Source organism: Rhizobium leguminosarum bv. viciae USDA 2370 (assembly GCF_002008365.1).
Lineage (GTDB): Bacteria > Pseudomonadota > Alphaproteobacteria > Rhizobiales > Rhizobiaceae > Rhizobium > Rhizobium leguminosarum.
Genome location: NZ_MRDL01000025.1, coordinates 44,149 through 57,358, shown reverse-complemented (window position 1 = coordinate 57,358; position 13,210 = coordinate 44,149). Strand labels below are relative to the sequence as shown.

The 13,210-nt window shown below is 60.2% G+C and carries 16 protein-coding genes; 6 read left to right on the top strand and 10 right to left on the bottom strand.

The annotated features are described in order from the left end of the window. Positions 1-91: 91 nt before the first annotated feature. From BS629_RS11295 to BS629_RS11280, 4 genes are all read right to left on the bottom strand, one after another. On the bottom strand, positions 92-583 hold the full coding sequence (locus BS629_RS11295) for a hypothetical protein (RefSeq protein ID WP_018243641.1): 492 nt from the start codon (positions 581-583) through the stop codon (positions 92-94). A 123-nt stretch (positions 584-706) separates the two neighbouring features. Further along, positions 707-1,156: a DoxX family protein gene (locus BS629_RS11290; protein WP_077988238.1), complete on the bottom strand. Its 450-nt coding sequence runs from the start codon at positions 1,154-1,156 to the stop codon at positions 707-709. A gap of 57 nt (positions 1,157-1,213) precedes the next feature. After that, positions 1,214-1,678, bottom strand: a complete 465-nt coding sequence (locus tag BS629_RS11285) for a tetratricopeptide repeat protein (protein WP_018243643.1) — start codon at positions 1,676-1,678, stop codon at positions 1,214-1,216. A gap of 20 nt (positions 1,679-1,698) precedes the next feature. Beyond that, positions 1,699-2,673: an MBL fold metallo-hydrolase gene (locus BS629_RS11280; RefSeq protein ID WP_077988237.1), complete on the bottom strand. Its 975-nt coding sequence runs from the start codon at positions 2,671-2,673 to the stop codon at positions 1,699-1,701. A 300-nt stretch (positions 2,674-2,973) separates the two neighbouring features. On the opposite strand from BS629_RS11280, the gene BS629_RS11275 reads away from it, so the two are divergent. Next, positions 2,974-3,729 carry a sigma-70 family RNA polymerase sigma factor gene (locus tag BS629_RS11275; protein WP_018243645.1) on the top strand — a complete coding sequence of 252 codons (756 nt, stop codon included), beginning with the start codon at positions 2,974-2,976 and terminating at the stop codon, positions 3,727-3,729. Next, positions 3,726-4,526 carry an anti-sigma factor family protein gene (locus BS629_RS11270; protein WP_018243646.1) on the top strand — a complete coding sequence of 267 codons (801 nt, stop codon included), beginning with the start codon at positions 3,726-3,728 and terminating at the stop codon, positions 4,524-4,526. The genes BS629_RS11275 and BS629_RS11270 overlap by 4 nt, the downstream gene beginning before the upstream one ends. A 54-nt stretch (positions 4,527-4,580) precedes the next feature. Here the strand turns inward: BS629_RS11270 and BS629_RS11265 are convergent, their stop codons facing one another. Beyond that, positions 4,581-5,249, bottom strand: a complete 669-nt coding sequence (locus BS629_RS11265; protein WP_018243647.1) for a DUF1345 domain-containing protein — start codon at positions 5,247-5,249, stop codon at positions 4,581-4,583. Positions 5,250-5,342: 93 nt separating this feature from the next. Further along, a complete protein-coding gene (gene tal / locus BS629_RS11260; protein WP_026188531.1) occupies positions 5,343-6,308 on the bottom strand; it encodes a transaldolase in 966 nt (321 codons plus the stop codon). A gap of 405 nt (positions 6,309-6,713) precedes the next feature. Here tal and BS629_RS11255 point away from each other — a divergent pair, with 405 nt between their 5' ends. Next, entirely contained in the window at positions 6,714-7,739 is a 1,026-nt protein-coding gene (locus BS629_RS11255; protein WP_018243649.1) for a sugar-binding transcriptional regulator, read from the top strand. 35 nt (positions 7,740-7,774) lie between these two features. Here BS629_RS11255 and BS629_RS11250 read toward each other — a convergent pair whose 3' ends face one another. Both BS629_RS11250 and BS629_RS11245 read right to left on the bottom strand, forming a co-directional pair. Continuing rightward, entirely contained in the window at positions 7,775-8,647 is an 873-nt protein-coding gene (locus BS629_RS11250; protein WP_026188532.1) for a methylated-DNA--[protein]-cysteine S-methyltransferase, read from the bottom strand. A gap of 179 nt (positions 8,648-8,826) precedes the next feature. Further along, complete coding sequence (locus BS629_RS11245) at positions 8,827-9,324, bottom strand: DUF2244 domain-containing protein (RefSeq protein WP_018243651.1); 498 nt, start codon at positions 9,322-9,324, stop codon at positions 8,827-8,829. Between BS629_RS11245 and nth the strand changes: the two genes are divergently transcribed. Further along, positions 9,323-10,129, top strand: a complete 807-nt coding sequence (nth, locus tag BS629_RS11240; RefSeq protein ID WP_018243652.1) for an endonuclease III — start codon at positions 9,323-9,325, stop codon at positions 10,127-10,129. The two genes, BS629_RS11245 and nth, sit on opposite strands and share 2 nt — an antisense overlap. Here nth and BS629_RS11235 read toward each other — a convergent pair. Next, positions 10,094-10,672 carry a TetR/AcrR family transcriptional regulator gene (locus BS629_RS11235; protein WP_018243653.1) on the bottom strand — a complete coding sequence of 193 codons (579 nt, stop codon included), beginning with the start codon at positions 10,670-10,672 and terminating at the stop codon, positions 10,094-10,096. The two genes, nth and BS629_RS11235, sit on opposite strands and share 36 nt — an antisense overlap. A gap of 82 nt (positions 10,673-10,754) precedes the next feature. Between BS629_RS11235 and BS629_RS11230 the strand changes: the two genes are divergently transcribed. Then, the gene (locus tag BS629_RS11230) at positions 10,755-11,180 is read left to right on the top strand and encodes a VOC family protein (RefSeq protein ID WP_018243654.1); all 426 of its coding nucleotides are present in this window, start codon (positions 10,755-10,757) and stop codon (positions 11,178-11,180) included. Between the two features lie 223 nt (positions 11,181-11,403). On the opposite strand, the gene BS629_RS11225 is transcribed toward BS629_RS11230, so the two are convergent. Then, the gene (locus tag BS629_RS11225; RefSeq protein WP_018243655.1) at positions 11,404-12,117 is read right to left on the bottom strand and encodes a sulfate transporter family protein; all 714 of its coding nucleotides are present in this window, start codon (positions 12,115-12,117) and stop codon (positions 11,404-11,406) included. A gap of 237 nt (positions 12,118-12,354) precedes the next feature. On the opposite strand from BS629_RS11225, the gene BS629_RS11220 reads away from it, so the two are divergent. Next, complete coding sequence (locus tag BS629_RS11220) at positions 12,355-13,209, top strand: MurR/RpiR family transcriptional regulator (protein ID WP_018243656.1); 855 nt, start codon at positions 12,355-12,357, stop codon at positions 13,207-13,209. The last annotated feature ends 1 nt before the right edge of the window (position 13,210 follow it).

The following is a 13,210-nucleotide window of genomic DNA, read 5'->3' as shown; positions in this document are numbered from 1 at the left end:
CCCAGCGTGGCCGGCCAGAGCGCGCGCGCCGGGTCATCGGGATCTGAATCGAGCGAAGACCGGTCTGTCGGCGATGAGAATGCGCCCACGTCTAATCGGCTCGTTCTGCGCTGGGCGCGGCGCGGCGACTCAACAGAAGAGATGTGGCGGCCCGCCACCGGGATGCCTTCGCCGTGCTTGCAATCACTGTCTCGTTTGCGGCCGGATCTCTTCGGACTGCACTAACCCTGCCTGTCCTTGACTCCGTGAGGGCCGCGATCCTTCTTAGAAATGCATCGCTGTCGAACTCCTTCGAGGAGCGGACGGACTTTGTGGCCGACTGGACAGTGTGGAAGAACACCTCCAGATTGATGACCGGTATCGGCTTGATGTTTCGGACCATGTCGATATCCGATCGCATCGTTACGACCAGAAAATATCGGTCCGAACGCAAGGCGTCGAACAGTTCCGGCACCGCGGACACGGCCGCCGCGACATATCCGTTCTCATTCAATTTCGAGACGATGTCGCAGGCAGCGTCTTTTGCGAGAAAGACGAGAATTGGCTTTTGCTGATTGTTTTGCGCGGAAGACATCACTGGCACACTCCTGACCTATCGCCCAAAGTGTAGCCCGCATCGACGCTTCTGTTTGTTCGGTTTTATTCGGTTTTATTGCGCCACTGAGTACTCGCGAAATTCATTACGCCTTCGGATTTCGGTGCGCATTCACGACAACACCGCCCTGAGCCAAGGAGGCATTTTGTTTGTCTGCGTTCTCAGCAGCTTGTCGATCGATATCGATCCCGCACCCGAAACTACCAGGACGAACATACCGCCGGCAATCGCCAGGTCCTTCTCGAAATGCAGCAGCTCGTTCTGGCTCTCAAAATTCGTGTGAAAGAGCAAGGCGGTCGCCAGGCAGAAGAGCGCCAGCGCCAGTGCGCCAAGCCGGCTGAGGAGCCCTGTCGCAACGGAAAGGCCGGCGCCGATCTGAAGGGCAATGGTGGCAAGCGCGACCGGTGCCGACAGCCCCAGTTTCGCGAAAGTGTCGATGGTCGCGGTGATATCTGCCGCGAGTGACCAACCTTCGTGCAGGAAGATCAGTGACAGCAGAAGCCTGCCCAGGAGAAGAATAAGATCAGCCAGTCGGGGCCGGCTTGACGCGTTTTCCATCATACCCTCCAGTTAGAAGAGCAGGCGGCTCTCCCGCCTGTTCTTGCGTTCATATGCGGGTCAATTGCCGCCCTTGGCCGCGATGACCTCTTGCAGGTCTTCGAGTTCCTCGCAGCCGCTCGGACAAAGTTGCTTCAGCGATGACACCTGCTCCTCCGCCTTCGCCATCTCGCCCGTCTCGACATAGAGTTCGCCGAGATATTCACGCGCTGCCCTGTGATCTGGCTGCAGCTCTAGCGCCTTGGTGTAGTAGGTCAGCGACGTTCTGTAGTCGCCCGTCTTGCGCAGCGTATATCCCATCAGATTATAGACATCCGCCTGCTGGTTGTCTTCGGCAAGGCCGCGAAGCTCTGCCAACGCACCAGCATAGTCCTTGGCATCGATCTTGGCCCGCACCGAGGTCAGGTCGGGAGCATCTGTCGATTGCATGTTGTCGACGGCAAAGGCGGGAAGCGCCGTCACCGCGGAGAAGCCTGCGGATATAGCGCAAAGCCAGATGTATCCGAGAATTGCATATTTCGTCATGGTGATCTCCTTTCGGCCTTTCAGGCCTGGATTGTCGGCGTGAAACCATAGGCGCTTCCGTCCTTGACAAAGGTGCCGGAGCCAGGGAATGGGAAATGTGAGCCGCAAATCGCGATATTGTCGGCAATGATGCGGTCGATAAGACGGCGGCGCGTGTCGATGGCCGTCGGCCCATCCTGGTCGTAGCTGCCCTGCCATTCAGGATGGGGTGCGAGCAGCGCCGGCACATACATGATATCGGCCGAGACGAGCAGTTGCCTGCTGCCGGAGGCGACAAGATAGGTCGAATGGCCGGGCGTGTGACCGGGCGCGGCGACAAGCTGCACGCCGGGTGCGACTTCGGCGCCATCGGCGACGAGCTTCCAGTTCTTCCATTTCGGAAAGACCTCGGCGATGCGCTTGCCTGCCGGCTTGCGGCCTTCGGCGAGCTTTTCGACGCGGCCGGGCGCGGTCCACCAATTGTATTCGTCGGCATTGACGATGAGTTCGGCATTCGGGAAGACGGGATTGTTGGTGCCCTTTTCCATCAGTCCCCAGACATGGTCGGGATGGAAATGCGAGATCATGATCGTATCGATCTTCTTGTAGTCAATCCCCGCCGCGGCCGTGTTCGCCGGCAGATGGGTGGCATTTTCCTGCCACTGGCCGACGCCCGAGCCGGCATCCATCATGATCAGGCGGTTGCCGAGCTTCAGGACCACGACAGTCAGCGGGATCGGCATGAACTCGGTGGTAAGCCCGGCTTTCGATAGCGCCTCCTTGGTATCCTCGATCGAGGCATTCTTGATGAAGGCCGGGTCATGCGGCTTTCTCCAGATGCCGTCGTAGATTGCCGTGATCTCGATATCGCCGACCTTGTATTTATAGAAGCCGACCGTCGGCTCCAGCGGTGTTGCAGCAAATGCCGGCATGACGAATTCAAGCTTCGACGACAGCCCGAATGCAGCAGCCGCAGCAGCCGACCCCAGGACGGCGCGACGTGACATGGTAAACATGAATATGCCTCCTCTTGTTGATGGCATTTCTGGTGGCGAAGACGGCTATTGCTCATATGTCCTCGCTGACGAACTAGATCGCCGGCAAGGAACGCTTATTCCCGATCTCCAGCGCTATTTCTTCAAGTGATTGAAAAACAAACGTAATTTCTATCGCGCGCGACCGGTATCCCGCTGCGTGCAGAAAAATCGGCGCCGGCGTGGAATAAAACCGCGTGCCGATCGGTCTAGACGGCAAGGGACCGCATTGCATGCCTGCCGGTCTCACGCCTAAATTCGGCTGCTGTTGAGGCAGGGAGGATGATGACAAACGCTCAGATCACCTATCCCGTCGGATCGACCGATTGGACGCTGCTGTTGGCCCGGCACGCGTCAAGAACCCGCATTCGGCCATCAACGCTAGCGGAGTTTCTCGGCGGCGTGGGCCGCCTATTGCACCTCATGGTCTCGGAAAAATCGAGCAGCGATCCGATCGCTTCGACGGCGGATGCGACCATGCAGCACGAGTTCATGCAGCGCTTTCAGGACATGATCGTTCCGCATCTTGACGCGGCCTATAATTTTGCCCGCTTCCTCAGCCGCGACGCAGATGCCGCACAGGATATTGTGCAGGAAGCGTTCTTGCGCGCCTACCGCAATTTCGAAACCTATCGTGGCGGCGATCCGCGCGCGTGGCTCTTTGCCATCGTGAGGAACTGCTGCCATGTCTGGCGCCAGCAGGATCGCCGCAAGGCGCGGTTCGAGCAGCCTATGGGCAATGATGGCTACGCTGACCCTGATGAGGGTGGTGAGTACCAGATCGCCTCGGAGGAGGATTCGCCGGAGACAGAAACGATCCGGCGAAGCGAGCAGCAGCGCGTGCGCGCTGTTATCAGCCGGCTGCCGGAGGCGATGCGGGAAATTCTTGTCTTGCGCGAGCTTGAGGATCTCTCCTACCGGCAGATCGCCGAGATCATCGATGCGCCGATTGGCACTGTCATGTCGCGACTTGCCAGGGCGCGGCGTGACTTTGGCGAAGCCTGGGATGCATGCAACAAGAGCGAGACCGCAGGATGAGTGAAGCCCAACGGAAAAGCTGCCCGGAATGGCGCGTCATGCTGCACGGCTTTGTCGATGGCGAGCTGGATTCCGCCCATGCAGCGCAATTCGAGGATCATCTTGCCACCTGCGCGCATTGCAGCGCGGAGATGGAAAGCGTCCGTGCCGTGAGAGAGATCATCGATCATGATGGTGTCAAGTGGCGACCGCCGGAGGCACTGCGTTCGCAGGTCCTGTCGATGTTGTCGTTCGAACAGGCAGCGGCGGCGTCCAGCCTGTCCCCGCCGCGCCAGGCGCCTGTCTGGCGCCGTGCCTTGGATTTCATTCGGCAATGGAGCTTCGTGCCTTCGCTCGCCGTCCTGGCGGCAGGCGCCATCCTATTTGTCAACGCGCCGTCGCAGACCGTGCTTTTGCAGGACCAGATCATGGCAAGCCATGTCAGGTCGATGATGGCCGATCATCTGACCGACGTGCTAACCTCGGATCAGCATACAGTAAAACCTTGGTTCAACGGCAAGATCGATTTTTCGCCGCCGGTCAGCGATCTCGCCAAGGATGGCTTTCCGCTGGTCGGCGGACGTGTCGACTATATCGGCGATCGCGCCGTTGCGGCCCTCGTCTACCGGCGCCATGGCCATGTCATCAACCTGTTCATCTGGCCGGCGGCATCGGCCGTGCAGACGACGACGGTGCATGACGGCTACAACATGACGCAATGGTCGGATGGCGGGCTCGTGTTCTGGGCGATTTCGGATGTCGCCGCCGGCGACCTGGCCGAGTTCGAGTCCTTCTTCAGGGCGGCGGCGAGAGCATGATGCCTAAAAGTGTGAGCGGTTTTCGCATTGCATCGTGTTCTGCTTTTTTGATGTCTAAAGCAGGCTCGCCCCGACATTGATCGCCAGCGCCAGGATCGTCGTATTGAACAGAAACGATAGCACGGCATGCAACAGCGTCAGCTTGCGCATGCTGGTCGAACTGACCGCGACATCCGCCGTTTGTGCGGCAACGCCGATGGTGAAGGAGAAATAGAGGAAATCCCAGTAACCGGGCTCTTCAATCCCGTCGGGAAACTTGAGCCCGCCCTCCTCGTCCGCCCCGCCATAGAAATAATGGGCATAGTGGATGGTGAAGAGCGTATGCAGGAAGATCCAGGAGATCAGGATCGTCAGAACCGCGGCACCTGCCCGCGCCAGCGCGACGTCAGGTGCCGCCTCCTTGATCGAGTGGAGCTCCAAGCCGATGCCGGCGATGCTGGCAAGTGCCGCACCGATCGAAAGAGCCAAGAGGACGGTGTCGGAGAAGTCGAGATCCGCGGAGCGTTTCCGGATGCTTTCGACCGTCGCCCGCAGCATCTTGCGCCAGCTGAGAGCCACAAAAACGCCAGCGCTGACATTCCAGCCGAACAGGATGTTGCCGGCGCTGACGTCGCGCGACGTCAGAAGCAGGAAGACCACCAGTCCGGCAAGGGCGGCGATGATGAAGCTCGCATGCTTGTAGGCAAATGCCGCCAGCGAATTTGCTCGTTCCTCATCCGCCATATCGGTCTCCGACAGCATATGCGCTTGATAACACCACGAAAAAGGCGCGCCTGCCAGCCGGCAGCCGCGCCTCCGATTGCATGCCGTGCCTTATCAGGCGGCGGCGAGCTGCAGTTCCTTCTGCACCATGGTGCGCAACGTTCCCAGATCCTTGGCGAAGGCGCGGATGCCCTCGGCGAGTTTTTCCGTCGCCATCGCATCTTCGTTCATCATCCAGCGGAAGGTCTTCTCGTCGACCGAGACCTTCGGATCCGGCTTGCGGCTGTCCGGCAAGAGCTTGCGCTCCAGCTTGCCTTCATCCTTGGCCAGCTCGTCGAGCAGGTTCGGGCTGATGGTCAGGCGGTCGCAGCCGGCAAGGGCTTCGATTTCGCCGGCGCTGCGGAAGGAGGCGCCCATGACGATCGTCTTGATGTCGTTCGCCTTGTAGTAGTTGTAGATTTCACGGACGGAGATGACGCCCGGATCTTCCTCGGCAGTGTAGTCCTTGCCGGTCGACTTCTTGTACCAGTCGAGGATGCGGCCGACGAAGGGCGAGATCAGGAACACTTTGGCGTCGGCGCAAGCGATCGCCTGGGCCTTGCTGAAAAGAAGCGTCAGGTTGCAGTCAATGCCCTCCTTCTGCAGGACTTCCGCGGCGCGGATGCCTTCCCAGGTGGAAGCGAGCTTGATGAGGATGCGGTCCTGGCCGATGCCGCGATCCTTGTAGGCGGCGATGATTGCGCGCGCCTTGGCAAGCGAAGCCTCGGTATCGAAGGAAAGATCGGCGTCGACTTCGGTCGAGACGCGGCCTGGGACGAGCTTCACCAGGGCTGCGCCGACGGAGATGGCGAGACGATCGGCGACGGCTGATGAAACGGCTTCGGGATTGCCGCCCTGTTTCTTGCCCCAGGCGACGGCTTCCTTGATGGCGTCAGCAAACATCGGCGTGCCGAGAGCCTTGAGCACGATGCTCGGGTTCGTCGTGCAATCCACAGGCTTCAGGCGTGCGACGGCTTCGATGTCGCCGGTATCGGCGACCACGGTGGTAATCTCGCGGAGTTGGTCAAGCTTGGATGTCATGGTCAATAATCCTTGTTGAACTTGGGCTGCGACCGGCGCGAGTTCCGCCGGGCAAAGGTGATCTACCGACAGGTTGTTTGCATGCTGCAGGCGAAAATGCGCGCATCCGTCACGGATGATTCACAAACGTGAAGGACGGTAGCCGTGTTCCCGAACGCAAGCGATGCCGCTTGCGGCTGGAAGGCCGGTCGTGACTTTCGGCATGCCCGCACTATGTCCTCCTCGGACGGACAAGAACGACGTGTGTCACCCGGACTATCGCCGTTCGCCTAACGAAAAGTCAAGGACATTTGTGCATTTCAATTGACATAAGTGTCACGCCCGTCATTATCCCCGGCAACAAAAGCGTCGCTAAGGCCTTTCATCCCATGAGGGATCTAGGGCAGGAAATCGTGCGGAGGAGATGTGGTCAAGCTCAAACGCGGCACGCACACGGCCTATTCGGAGGCATCCTCGCTGCGGCTAAGGGCGGCATGGCTCTATTACAACGAGGGCCTGACCCAGAAGGATGTGGCCGAACAGCTCGGCATCAGCCGCACGACGGTGATCCGTCTGCTCGACGAGGCGATGAAGCGCAGCGAAGTCCAGATCTGGATCAACGATTCGATCGGCGACTGCGTTGAACTTTCGGTGAAGCTGGAGCGTGCCTATGGCCTCGATGAGGCGATCGTCGTCCCTGCGCCGGTCAATGGTGACGTCAATTCGCTGGCTAAAAATGTCGGCCTGGCGCTTGGCCAGTTCCTCTCCGAAGCCATCCCCGACGACTATACCATCGGCGTCGGCTGGGGCCGCACCATGACCGCCTCGCTGTCGAGCTTCCGGCCGCCGCGCCGCGCCAATTGCAAGGTCGTCTCGCTGCTCGGCGGCATCGTCGCCGTGCACCAGACGAACCCGATCGATTACACATGGCGGCTGGCAAACCAGCTCGGCGCCGAATGCTACATGTTCCTGGCGCCGCTTCTCGTCGATTCCATCGAGACCAAGCGCAATCTGATCGAGAAATGCGGGCTGGACACGATCTATCGCCTCGCCGAGAACCTCGATCTGGCGATCGTCAGCTGCGGCGATATCGGCCCGCATTCGACCTCGCTGTCGGAGGGCTGGATATCAAAGGCCGAGTTGCAGCAATTGATCGATGCCGGCTGCGTCTGCGACACGATGTTCAACTTCCTCGACAGGGACGGCAATTCGGTCGATCATTCGATCAATCGGCGCGTCATGTCCGTCGATCTCGACACGCTGAAGGAGGCCAAGCACATCGTGCTCTCCTCCGGCGGCGCCCATCGGGCCGTGGCAATCCGTGCGACGATCAAGCGCATCGGCTGCAACACGCTGATCACCGACGAAAGTGCTGCCCGGGCATTGCTGGAACTGGCCGAGACATCACCGTCTGCCACTTCTCCCCAGCAGGGAGAACTGCCGGAGCGATAAGCGGCGAATGACCGGCCTCCGCCCAGGAAACCCGCTCAGGCGTGCGCCGATTCCCAGCCGAGCATCGCCCGTTTGCGGGTGAGGCCCCAATGGTAGCCCGTCAGCGCGCCATTCTTGCCGAGCGCCCGATGGCAGGGCACCACGAAGGAGATCGGGTTTGCCCCGACCGCCGCACCAACGGCGCGTTGCGCCGTCGGCCGGCCGATATCGTTGGCGATATCGGAATAGGTGACCGCCTTGCCGAACGGGATTTTCAACAGGCTCTGCCAGACGCGCACCTGGAAGTCCGTGCCGATCAACACGACACGCAGCGGCTGGTCCGAGGACCATTTGCCGGGCTCGAAGATGCGGGCGGCATAGGGAACCGTCGCCTGCAGGTCTTCGACATAACAGGCATTCGGCCAGCGGCAAGTCATATCCTCGAGGCAGGCCCGCTCGTCGCCGGAATCGCTGAAGGCAAGGCCGGCAAGGCCGCGGTCGGTCACCATGATCAACGCCACGCCGAAGGGGCAGATGTGGAAGCCGTAGCGGATGGTGAGACCACCGCCCTTCGCCTTCCATTCTCCGGGCGACATCGCCTCATGCGTGACGAAGAGGTCGTGCAGGCGGCTCGGCCCGGAGAGACCGACCTCAATCGAGGTCTCGAGCAACGGCATGTCTTCCCCACGCAGCAATCGCTTGGCGTGGTCGAGCGTCACCGCCTGCAGGAAGCCCTTGGGCGACAGGCCGGCCCACCGGGTGAAGGTCTTCTGCAGCTGGGTCGGCGACTGGTTGAGCCGTGCCGCGATCGCCTCCAGCGAAGGCTGGTCGCGGTAATCCTCGGTGATGAGTTCGATTACCCGACGGACAATGTCATAATCAGGGCCGTCAGGCGTGATGTCTGTCTGCAGGTTGGCAATCATATTCATCGTCTTTCTCCTTGTCACAAGGAGATAGTCAATAGGGGGTGAGCAAACCACCCGATTCTTGCGTAGCCGCTGGATAGAGCAATTCCAGGAAAAGTGCGAAGCGGTTTTCCGTCCGGAATTGCGTAAAAGCAAAAGCTAGAGCGGTTCTGCGCTTCCGTGAAAAGCTGAACCGCTCTAGCTCAGATCCGCTGCTTGACCGTCGCCAGTGCTCCCTTGAAGGCCTTGGCGAAGCTTTCGCGATCGTCGGGATTGAGGAAGGAGCCAATATCCGTGCGCCGACCCTCACCGAAGATATGCATGGAAAGAATGCCGATCTCCTGGTGCCGGCGAACGAGGAAGCGTGCCCAGAACGGATTGAAATGATGCTCTACCATCCGTCCCGATGGCGTAAACTTGCGCACCGACACGTCCATACGCGACACCGTCACCTGTTCGCGCGCTTTTCCGGAGCGGTAATTCAGCCAGAAGGCGCCGTAGAGAAGCACGAAATCCAGTCCGAAGAAGAAGCCTATCGGCCAGGCGCCTGTCGCGATGAAGAACATGCCGTAGAGGAAGCAGACCGCACCGGACAGGGCAAGCAGCACCTTGAAGCCCCGGCGGCCAAGTGACCGGTGGGGAAAGAGTTCGGCAGCGAAAACAGGCTGCTCGTTGGAGCTGTCGGCGTTGCTTTCCATCATGGCTGCTGAGTATAGAGTTTCCATGGCAAATCCGAAACTCAAATCCGTTACCAAGACGCCTCAGGATACGAAAGTGATCGTCAGCCGCAAATCGGCGGCAGCGGTGCGCACCGCCTATTCACTGGCCGAGCGAGAGGAAATCTTCCGTCGCTTCTCGGTGCAGCGGCCGGAACCGAGGGGCGAGCTCGAGCACACCAACCCCTTCACGCTCGTCGTCGCCGTCGCGCTTTCGGCGCAAGCGACCGATGTCGGCGTCAACAAGGCGACGCGCGCGCTCTTCAAGGTTGCCGATACGCCGGAAAAGATGCTCGATCTCGGCGAGGAGCGGCTGCGCGATTACATCAGGACGATCGGCCTCTACCGCAACAAGGCGAAAAACGTTATCGCGCTCTCACAGATGCTGGTCGACCAATTCGGCGGCAAGGTGCCGGAGACGCGCGACGAACTGGTGAGATTGCCGGGCGTCGGCCGCAAGACCGCCAATGTCGTGCTGTCCATGGCCTTCGGCCAGGCGACGATGGCCGTCGATACGCACATCTTCCGCATCGCCAATCGCATCAGGCTTGCCCCCGGTAAGACGCCAGACGAGGTCGAGGCGCGGCTGATGAAGGTGATCCCGAAGCATTACCTCTATCACGCCCATCACTGGCTGATCTTGCATGGTCGCTACACCTGCAAGGCGCGCCGGCCTGAATGCGAGCGTTGCGTCATTGCCGATCTCTGCAAATCGCCGGAGAAGAGTTGGGATGTGCCGGCGCCGCTCGTCGAGCTACCGCCACAGATGATCGGCGAGGCCGTCGAGTAGAACAGCGATCGCCTGTTCGTAATGCCGCCTCTCAGCGCCCGCCTCGATCGCGATCGCCGCGCGATCGAAGGCCGCCGATAGCAGCGACGTCAGCGGTTCGAGCATAGCGCCGGCCTTCGGAAGCATGGCTGCAAGCCCTGCCCGCAGCGTCGCTTCCGCATTCTCTGCATCGATCGCCGCGGTCGCCGACAAGCCGAGAACGGCAGGTGCCTCGATCAGCAGCAGCCGCGTGCGCCCTTCCGCCCTCATCGCATCGAAATAGGCCGAGGCACCGGCGATCAGCGTGGCACGCGGCGCGTCGTAAGACGCCGAGCGCGCCTCGATGGCCTCGCCCACCGCTTTCGCCTCGCATTCGATAACCGCGCGAAAAAGCGCCTTCTTGTCTTCAAAATGATGATAGAGCGCGCCACGCGTCACTCCCGCCGCCGCCACGATCTCCGGCGTCGCGGTTTCGGCATAACCTTTCTCGACGAAGAGGCGCCGACCGGCGTCGATCAGCGCCTGTCTCGTCTGTTCCGTTCTCTCGCGATTGCTGCGGCTCATACGCTCTCTTTACATACAAACTGAATGTATGTTAATAGGCAAAAACATACAGTTTGTATGTAAATGCAAAGGAGGAAAAGAGATGAAATCGACGAGCTATTATCCTGTCATCATGACCGACGACGTTGCCGGCACCGCCAGCTTCTATTGTACGCATTTCGGCTTCAAAGCTCTGTTCGAGAGCGACTGGTACGTTCACCTGCAATCGGCAGAGAATGAGCACATCGCGCTTGCCATCCTTGACAACAGCCACGAGACCATCCCGACTATAGCCCGCGGCAAGGTGTCTGGCCTGCTCCTCAATTTCGAGGTCGCCAATGTCGATGCAATCTATGCAGCCTGCCGGAGCGCCGGCCTGCCAATTCTGAGAGAAATCCGCGACGAGGATTTCGGCCAGCGGCATTTCATCACTGCCGATCCGAACGGTGTGCTGATCGACATCATCAAGCCGATCCCGCCGAGCGCTGAATTTGCGGCGATGTACGACGTCTCCGCCCTGCCTGGTTGAGCCTTGGAGCCTTTCCGGGTTAGATTGAAGCATTCTGCCGGAGCAGGTTTTCGTCAGGGCAAAGGCGATTGGCGACGGGCATACCCCAAGGTACGTCCGAGCCGATCGCCTTTGCCCTGACGAAAAGATGCCCGGCCCTTCGGGTTGGCTGAAACGGGCCGGCTGATCGACCATCCGACTCCGTTTGAGCCAACAGAATGCTTCAATCTAACCCGAAAAGGCTCTAGGTCCGCAAACCGGTATCCCGTGCGGAAACCAGTTTGTGCAGATGCACCATCATGCCGGCGGCAAAAAGCGGTGTCAGCAGATTGACGATCGGGATCGCCAGAAAGAGGGCGATCACCAGCCCGCCGAGAAAGACGGTGGAGGCATGCTTGGCGCGGAAGAGCCGTGCCTCATCAGGCGAACGGGAGCGCATAGCGGCGAATTCGAAGAACTCCCGTCCGAGCAGATAGCCATTCACCAGAAAGAACGCGACCAGATTGACGCCGGGGATAAACAGCAACAACAATGCCACGATATTGCCGAGGATCACCACGCCGAGGAACTTGATCGAGCTTGCCATCGCCGGACCGAGCGGCATGGCGGTGCCCGGCGCGTCCTTGGGATAGTCGCGCTTTTCGATGACATCGGCGACATCGTCGAGAAACAGGCCGGCGATCAGCGCCGTCACCGGCGACAGCAGCAGCGCCAGCATCAGCGCAAGGCCGATACCGGCAAGGATCGCGAAGAGGAAAGCGAGCCACCCCGCCCAATCCGGCATATCGGGAAAGAAGCCCGTGAGCCAGGGAAAGAGGAAGGCCATGAAGGCCCCGCGCAAAGCGAACCAGAGGCCGACGAGCACGAGAATCGTCAGGCCGAGCACCTTCCAGAAGACAGAACGTGTTTCCGATGCGAACAAATTGGCGAGCGAAAGTCGAGCGGCGTCAAGAATCATGTCTCAGGCGTCTCCGGTTGCGCCGAAGATGTAGGAAAGGTGGAGGCCATCGACAAGAGAGAATAAAATTGCATTCTGTAATAGAAAACTTGTCGAAAACTGAATGCTAATATAATATTGTAAGGCATCTAAAATACGCATGGGCCTGAGAAGCAGCTTCCGAGAATAGTTGCAAAGACAAGGGCGCGCAACAGCGCACCCCCGGAACGCCTCTGAGGGAAGACGGGGGAGGCTGATGTGGAAGACTTTGTGCACAAACTCAGGCAATACGCAAAAACCGGCACGCCGGCCGAACGCCGTATCGCGAAATATTTCACCGAGCACCTGAACGATCTGCCGTTCGAGACGGCTGCGTCCGTCGCCGACAGGCTGGATCTTTCGCCGATGACCGTCGGGCGCTTCCTGCGCGCGCTCGGCTATCAGGGACTGGACAGCGTCAAGGTGGAGATTCGCGAGACCGTGACGACATCGCCGGCGCAATTGCAGAGCGCTATGAGCGAGCTGCATGCGGACGCCGCGGAGGGTAAACCGCTCGCCGTGCTGGTCGCCGAACAGATCCAGGCCCTCCATCATATCTATCATCTGACGGCGCAGGCGCACTGGTCGGAGGCCGTCGGCTTGATCAGCACTGCCCGCGAAGTGTCGATCGCCACGCATGCGCGGCTCTCAAGCCTGGCCAATCATTTCTGTCAGCGGCTGACGCAAGCCCGCGACGGCGTGCGCACCCTCGACGCCGCCGACAACCGTTTTGCGGAACTCTTCGCCCGGCTGGCGGTCGACGACGCGCTGCTTGTCATCATCGATTGCCGCCGCTTCGCCAAGGCACGGCTGCTTGCCAGAACGGCGCGGCGCTACGGTTATAAGGTGGTGCTCATTTCGCCGCAGCAAGCGGACTGGATGGCGGACCAGTCGAACGTCATGCTGCCCTTGCCGCCCGCTCGCGCCCCCGATCTCGATAATCTTCCGCCGCTGATCGCGCTGCTCGATTGCCTGTCGGAATCCGTCATCCTCCAAGTCGGAGAAGAGGCTGCGCTTCGCCGCCGCCGCATGATGGAATTCGCGACAGTCCTCGGCGAGACGGCAAACCACTAAT

Coding starts and splice junctions, on each gene's coding strand:
- BS629_RS11290 (WP_077988238.1), bottom strand. CDS start 1,156: ATGATGGAAAACGCGTCAAGCCGGCCCCGACTGGCTGATCTTATTCTT.
- nth (WP_018243652.1), top strand. CDS start 9,323: ATGGCTGCTGAGTATAGAGTTTCCATGGCAAATCCGAAACTCAAATCC.
- BS629_RS11225 (WP_018243655.1), bottom strand. CDS start 12,117: ATGATTCTTGACGCCGCTCGACTTTCGCTCGCCAATTTGTTCGCATCG.
- BS629_RS11245 (WP_018243651.1), bottom strand. CDS start 9,324: ATGATGGAAAGCAACGCCGACAGCTCCAACGAGCAGCCTGTTTTCGCT.
- BS629_RS11230 (WP_018243654.1), top strand. CDS start 10,755: ATGAAATCGACGAGCTATTATCCTGTCATCATGACCGACGACGTTGCC.
- BS629_RS11280 (WP_077988237.1), bottom strand. CDS start 2,673: ATGTTTACCATGTCACGTCGCGCCGTCCTGGGGTCGGCTGCTGCGGCT.
- BS629_RS11250 (WP_026188532.1), bottom strand. CDS start 8,647: ATGAATATGATTGCCAACCTGCAGACAGACATCACGCCTGACGGCCCT.
- BS629_RS11285 (WP_018243643.1), bottom strand. CDS start 1,678: ATGACGAAATATGCAATTCTCGGATACATCTGGCTTTGCGCTATATCC.
- BS629_RS11270 (WP_018243646.1), top strand. CDS start 3,726: ATGAGTGAAGCCCAACGGAAAAGCTGCCCGGAATGGCGCGTCATGCTG.
- BS629_RS11275 (WP_018243645.1), top strand. CDS start 2,974: ATGATGACAAACGCTCAGATCACCTATCCCGTCGGATCGACCGATTGG.
- tal (WP_026188531.1), bottom strand. CDS start 6,308: ATGACATCCAAGCTTGACCAACTCCGCGAGATTACCACCGTGGTCGCC.
- BS629_RS11235 (WP_018243653.1), bottom strand. CDS start 10,672: ATGAGCCGCAGCAATCGCGAGAGAACGGAACAGACGAGACAGGCGCTG.
- BS629_RS11265 (WP_018243647.1), bottom strand. CDS start 5,249: ATGGCGGATGAGGAACGAGCAAATTCGCTGGCGGCATTTGCCTACAAG.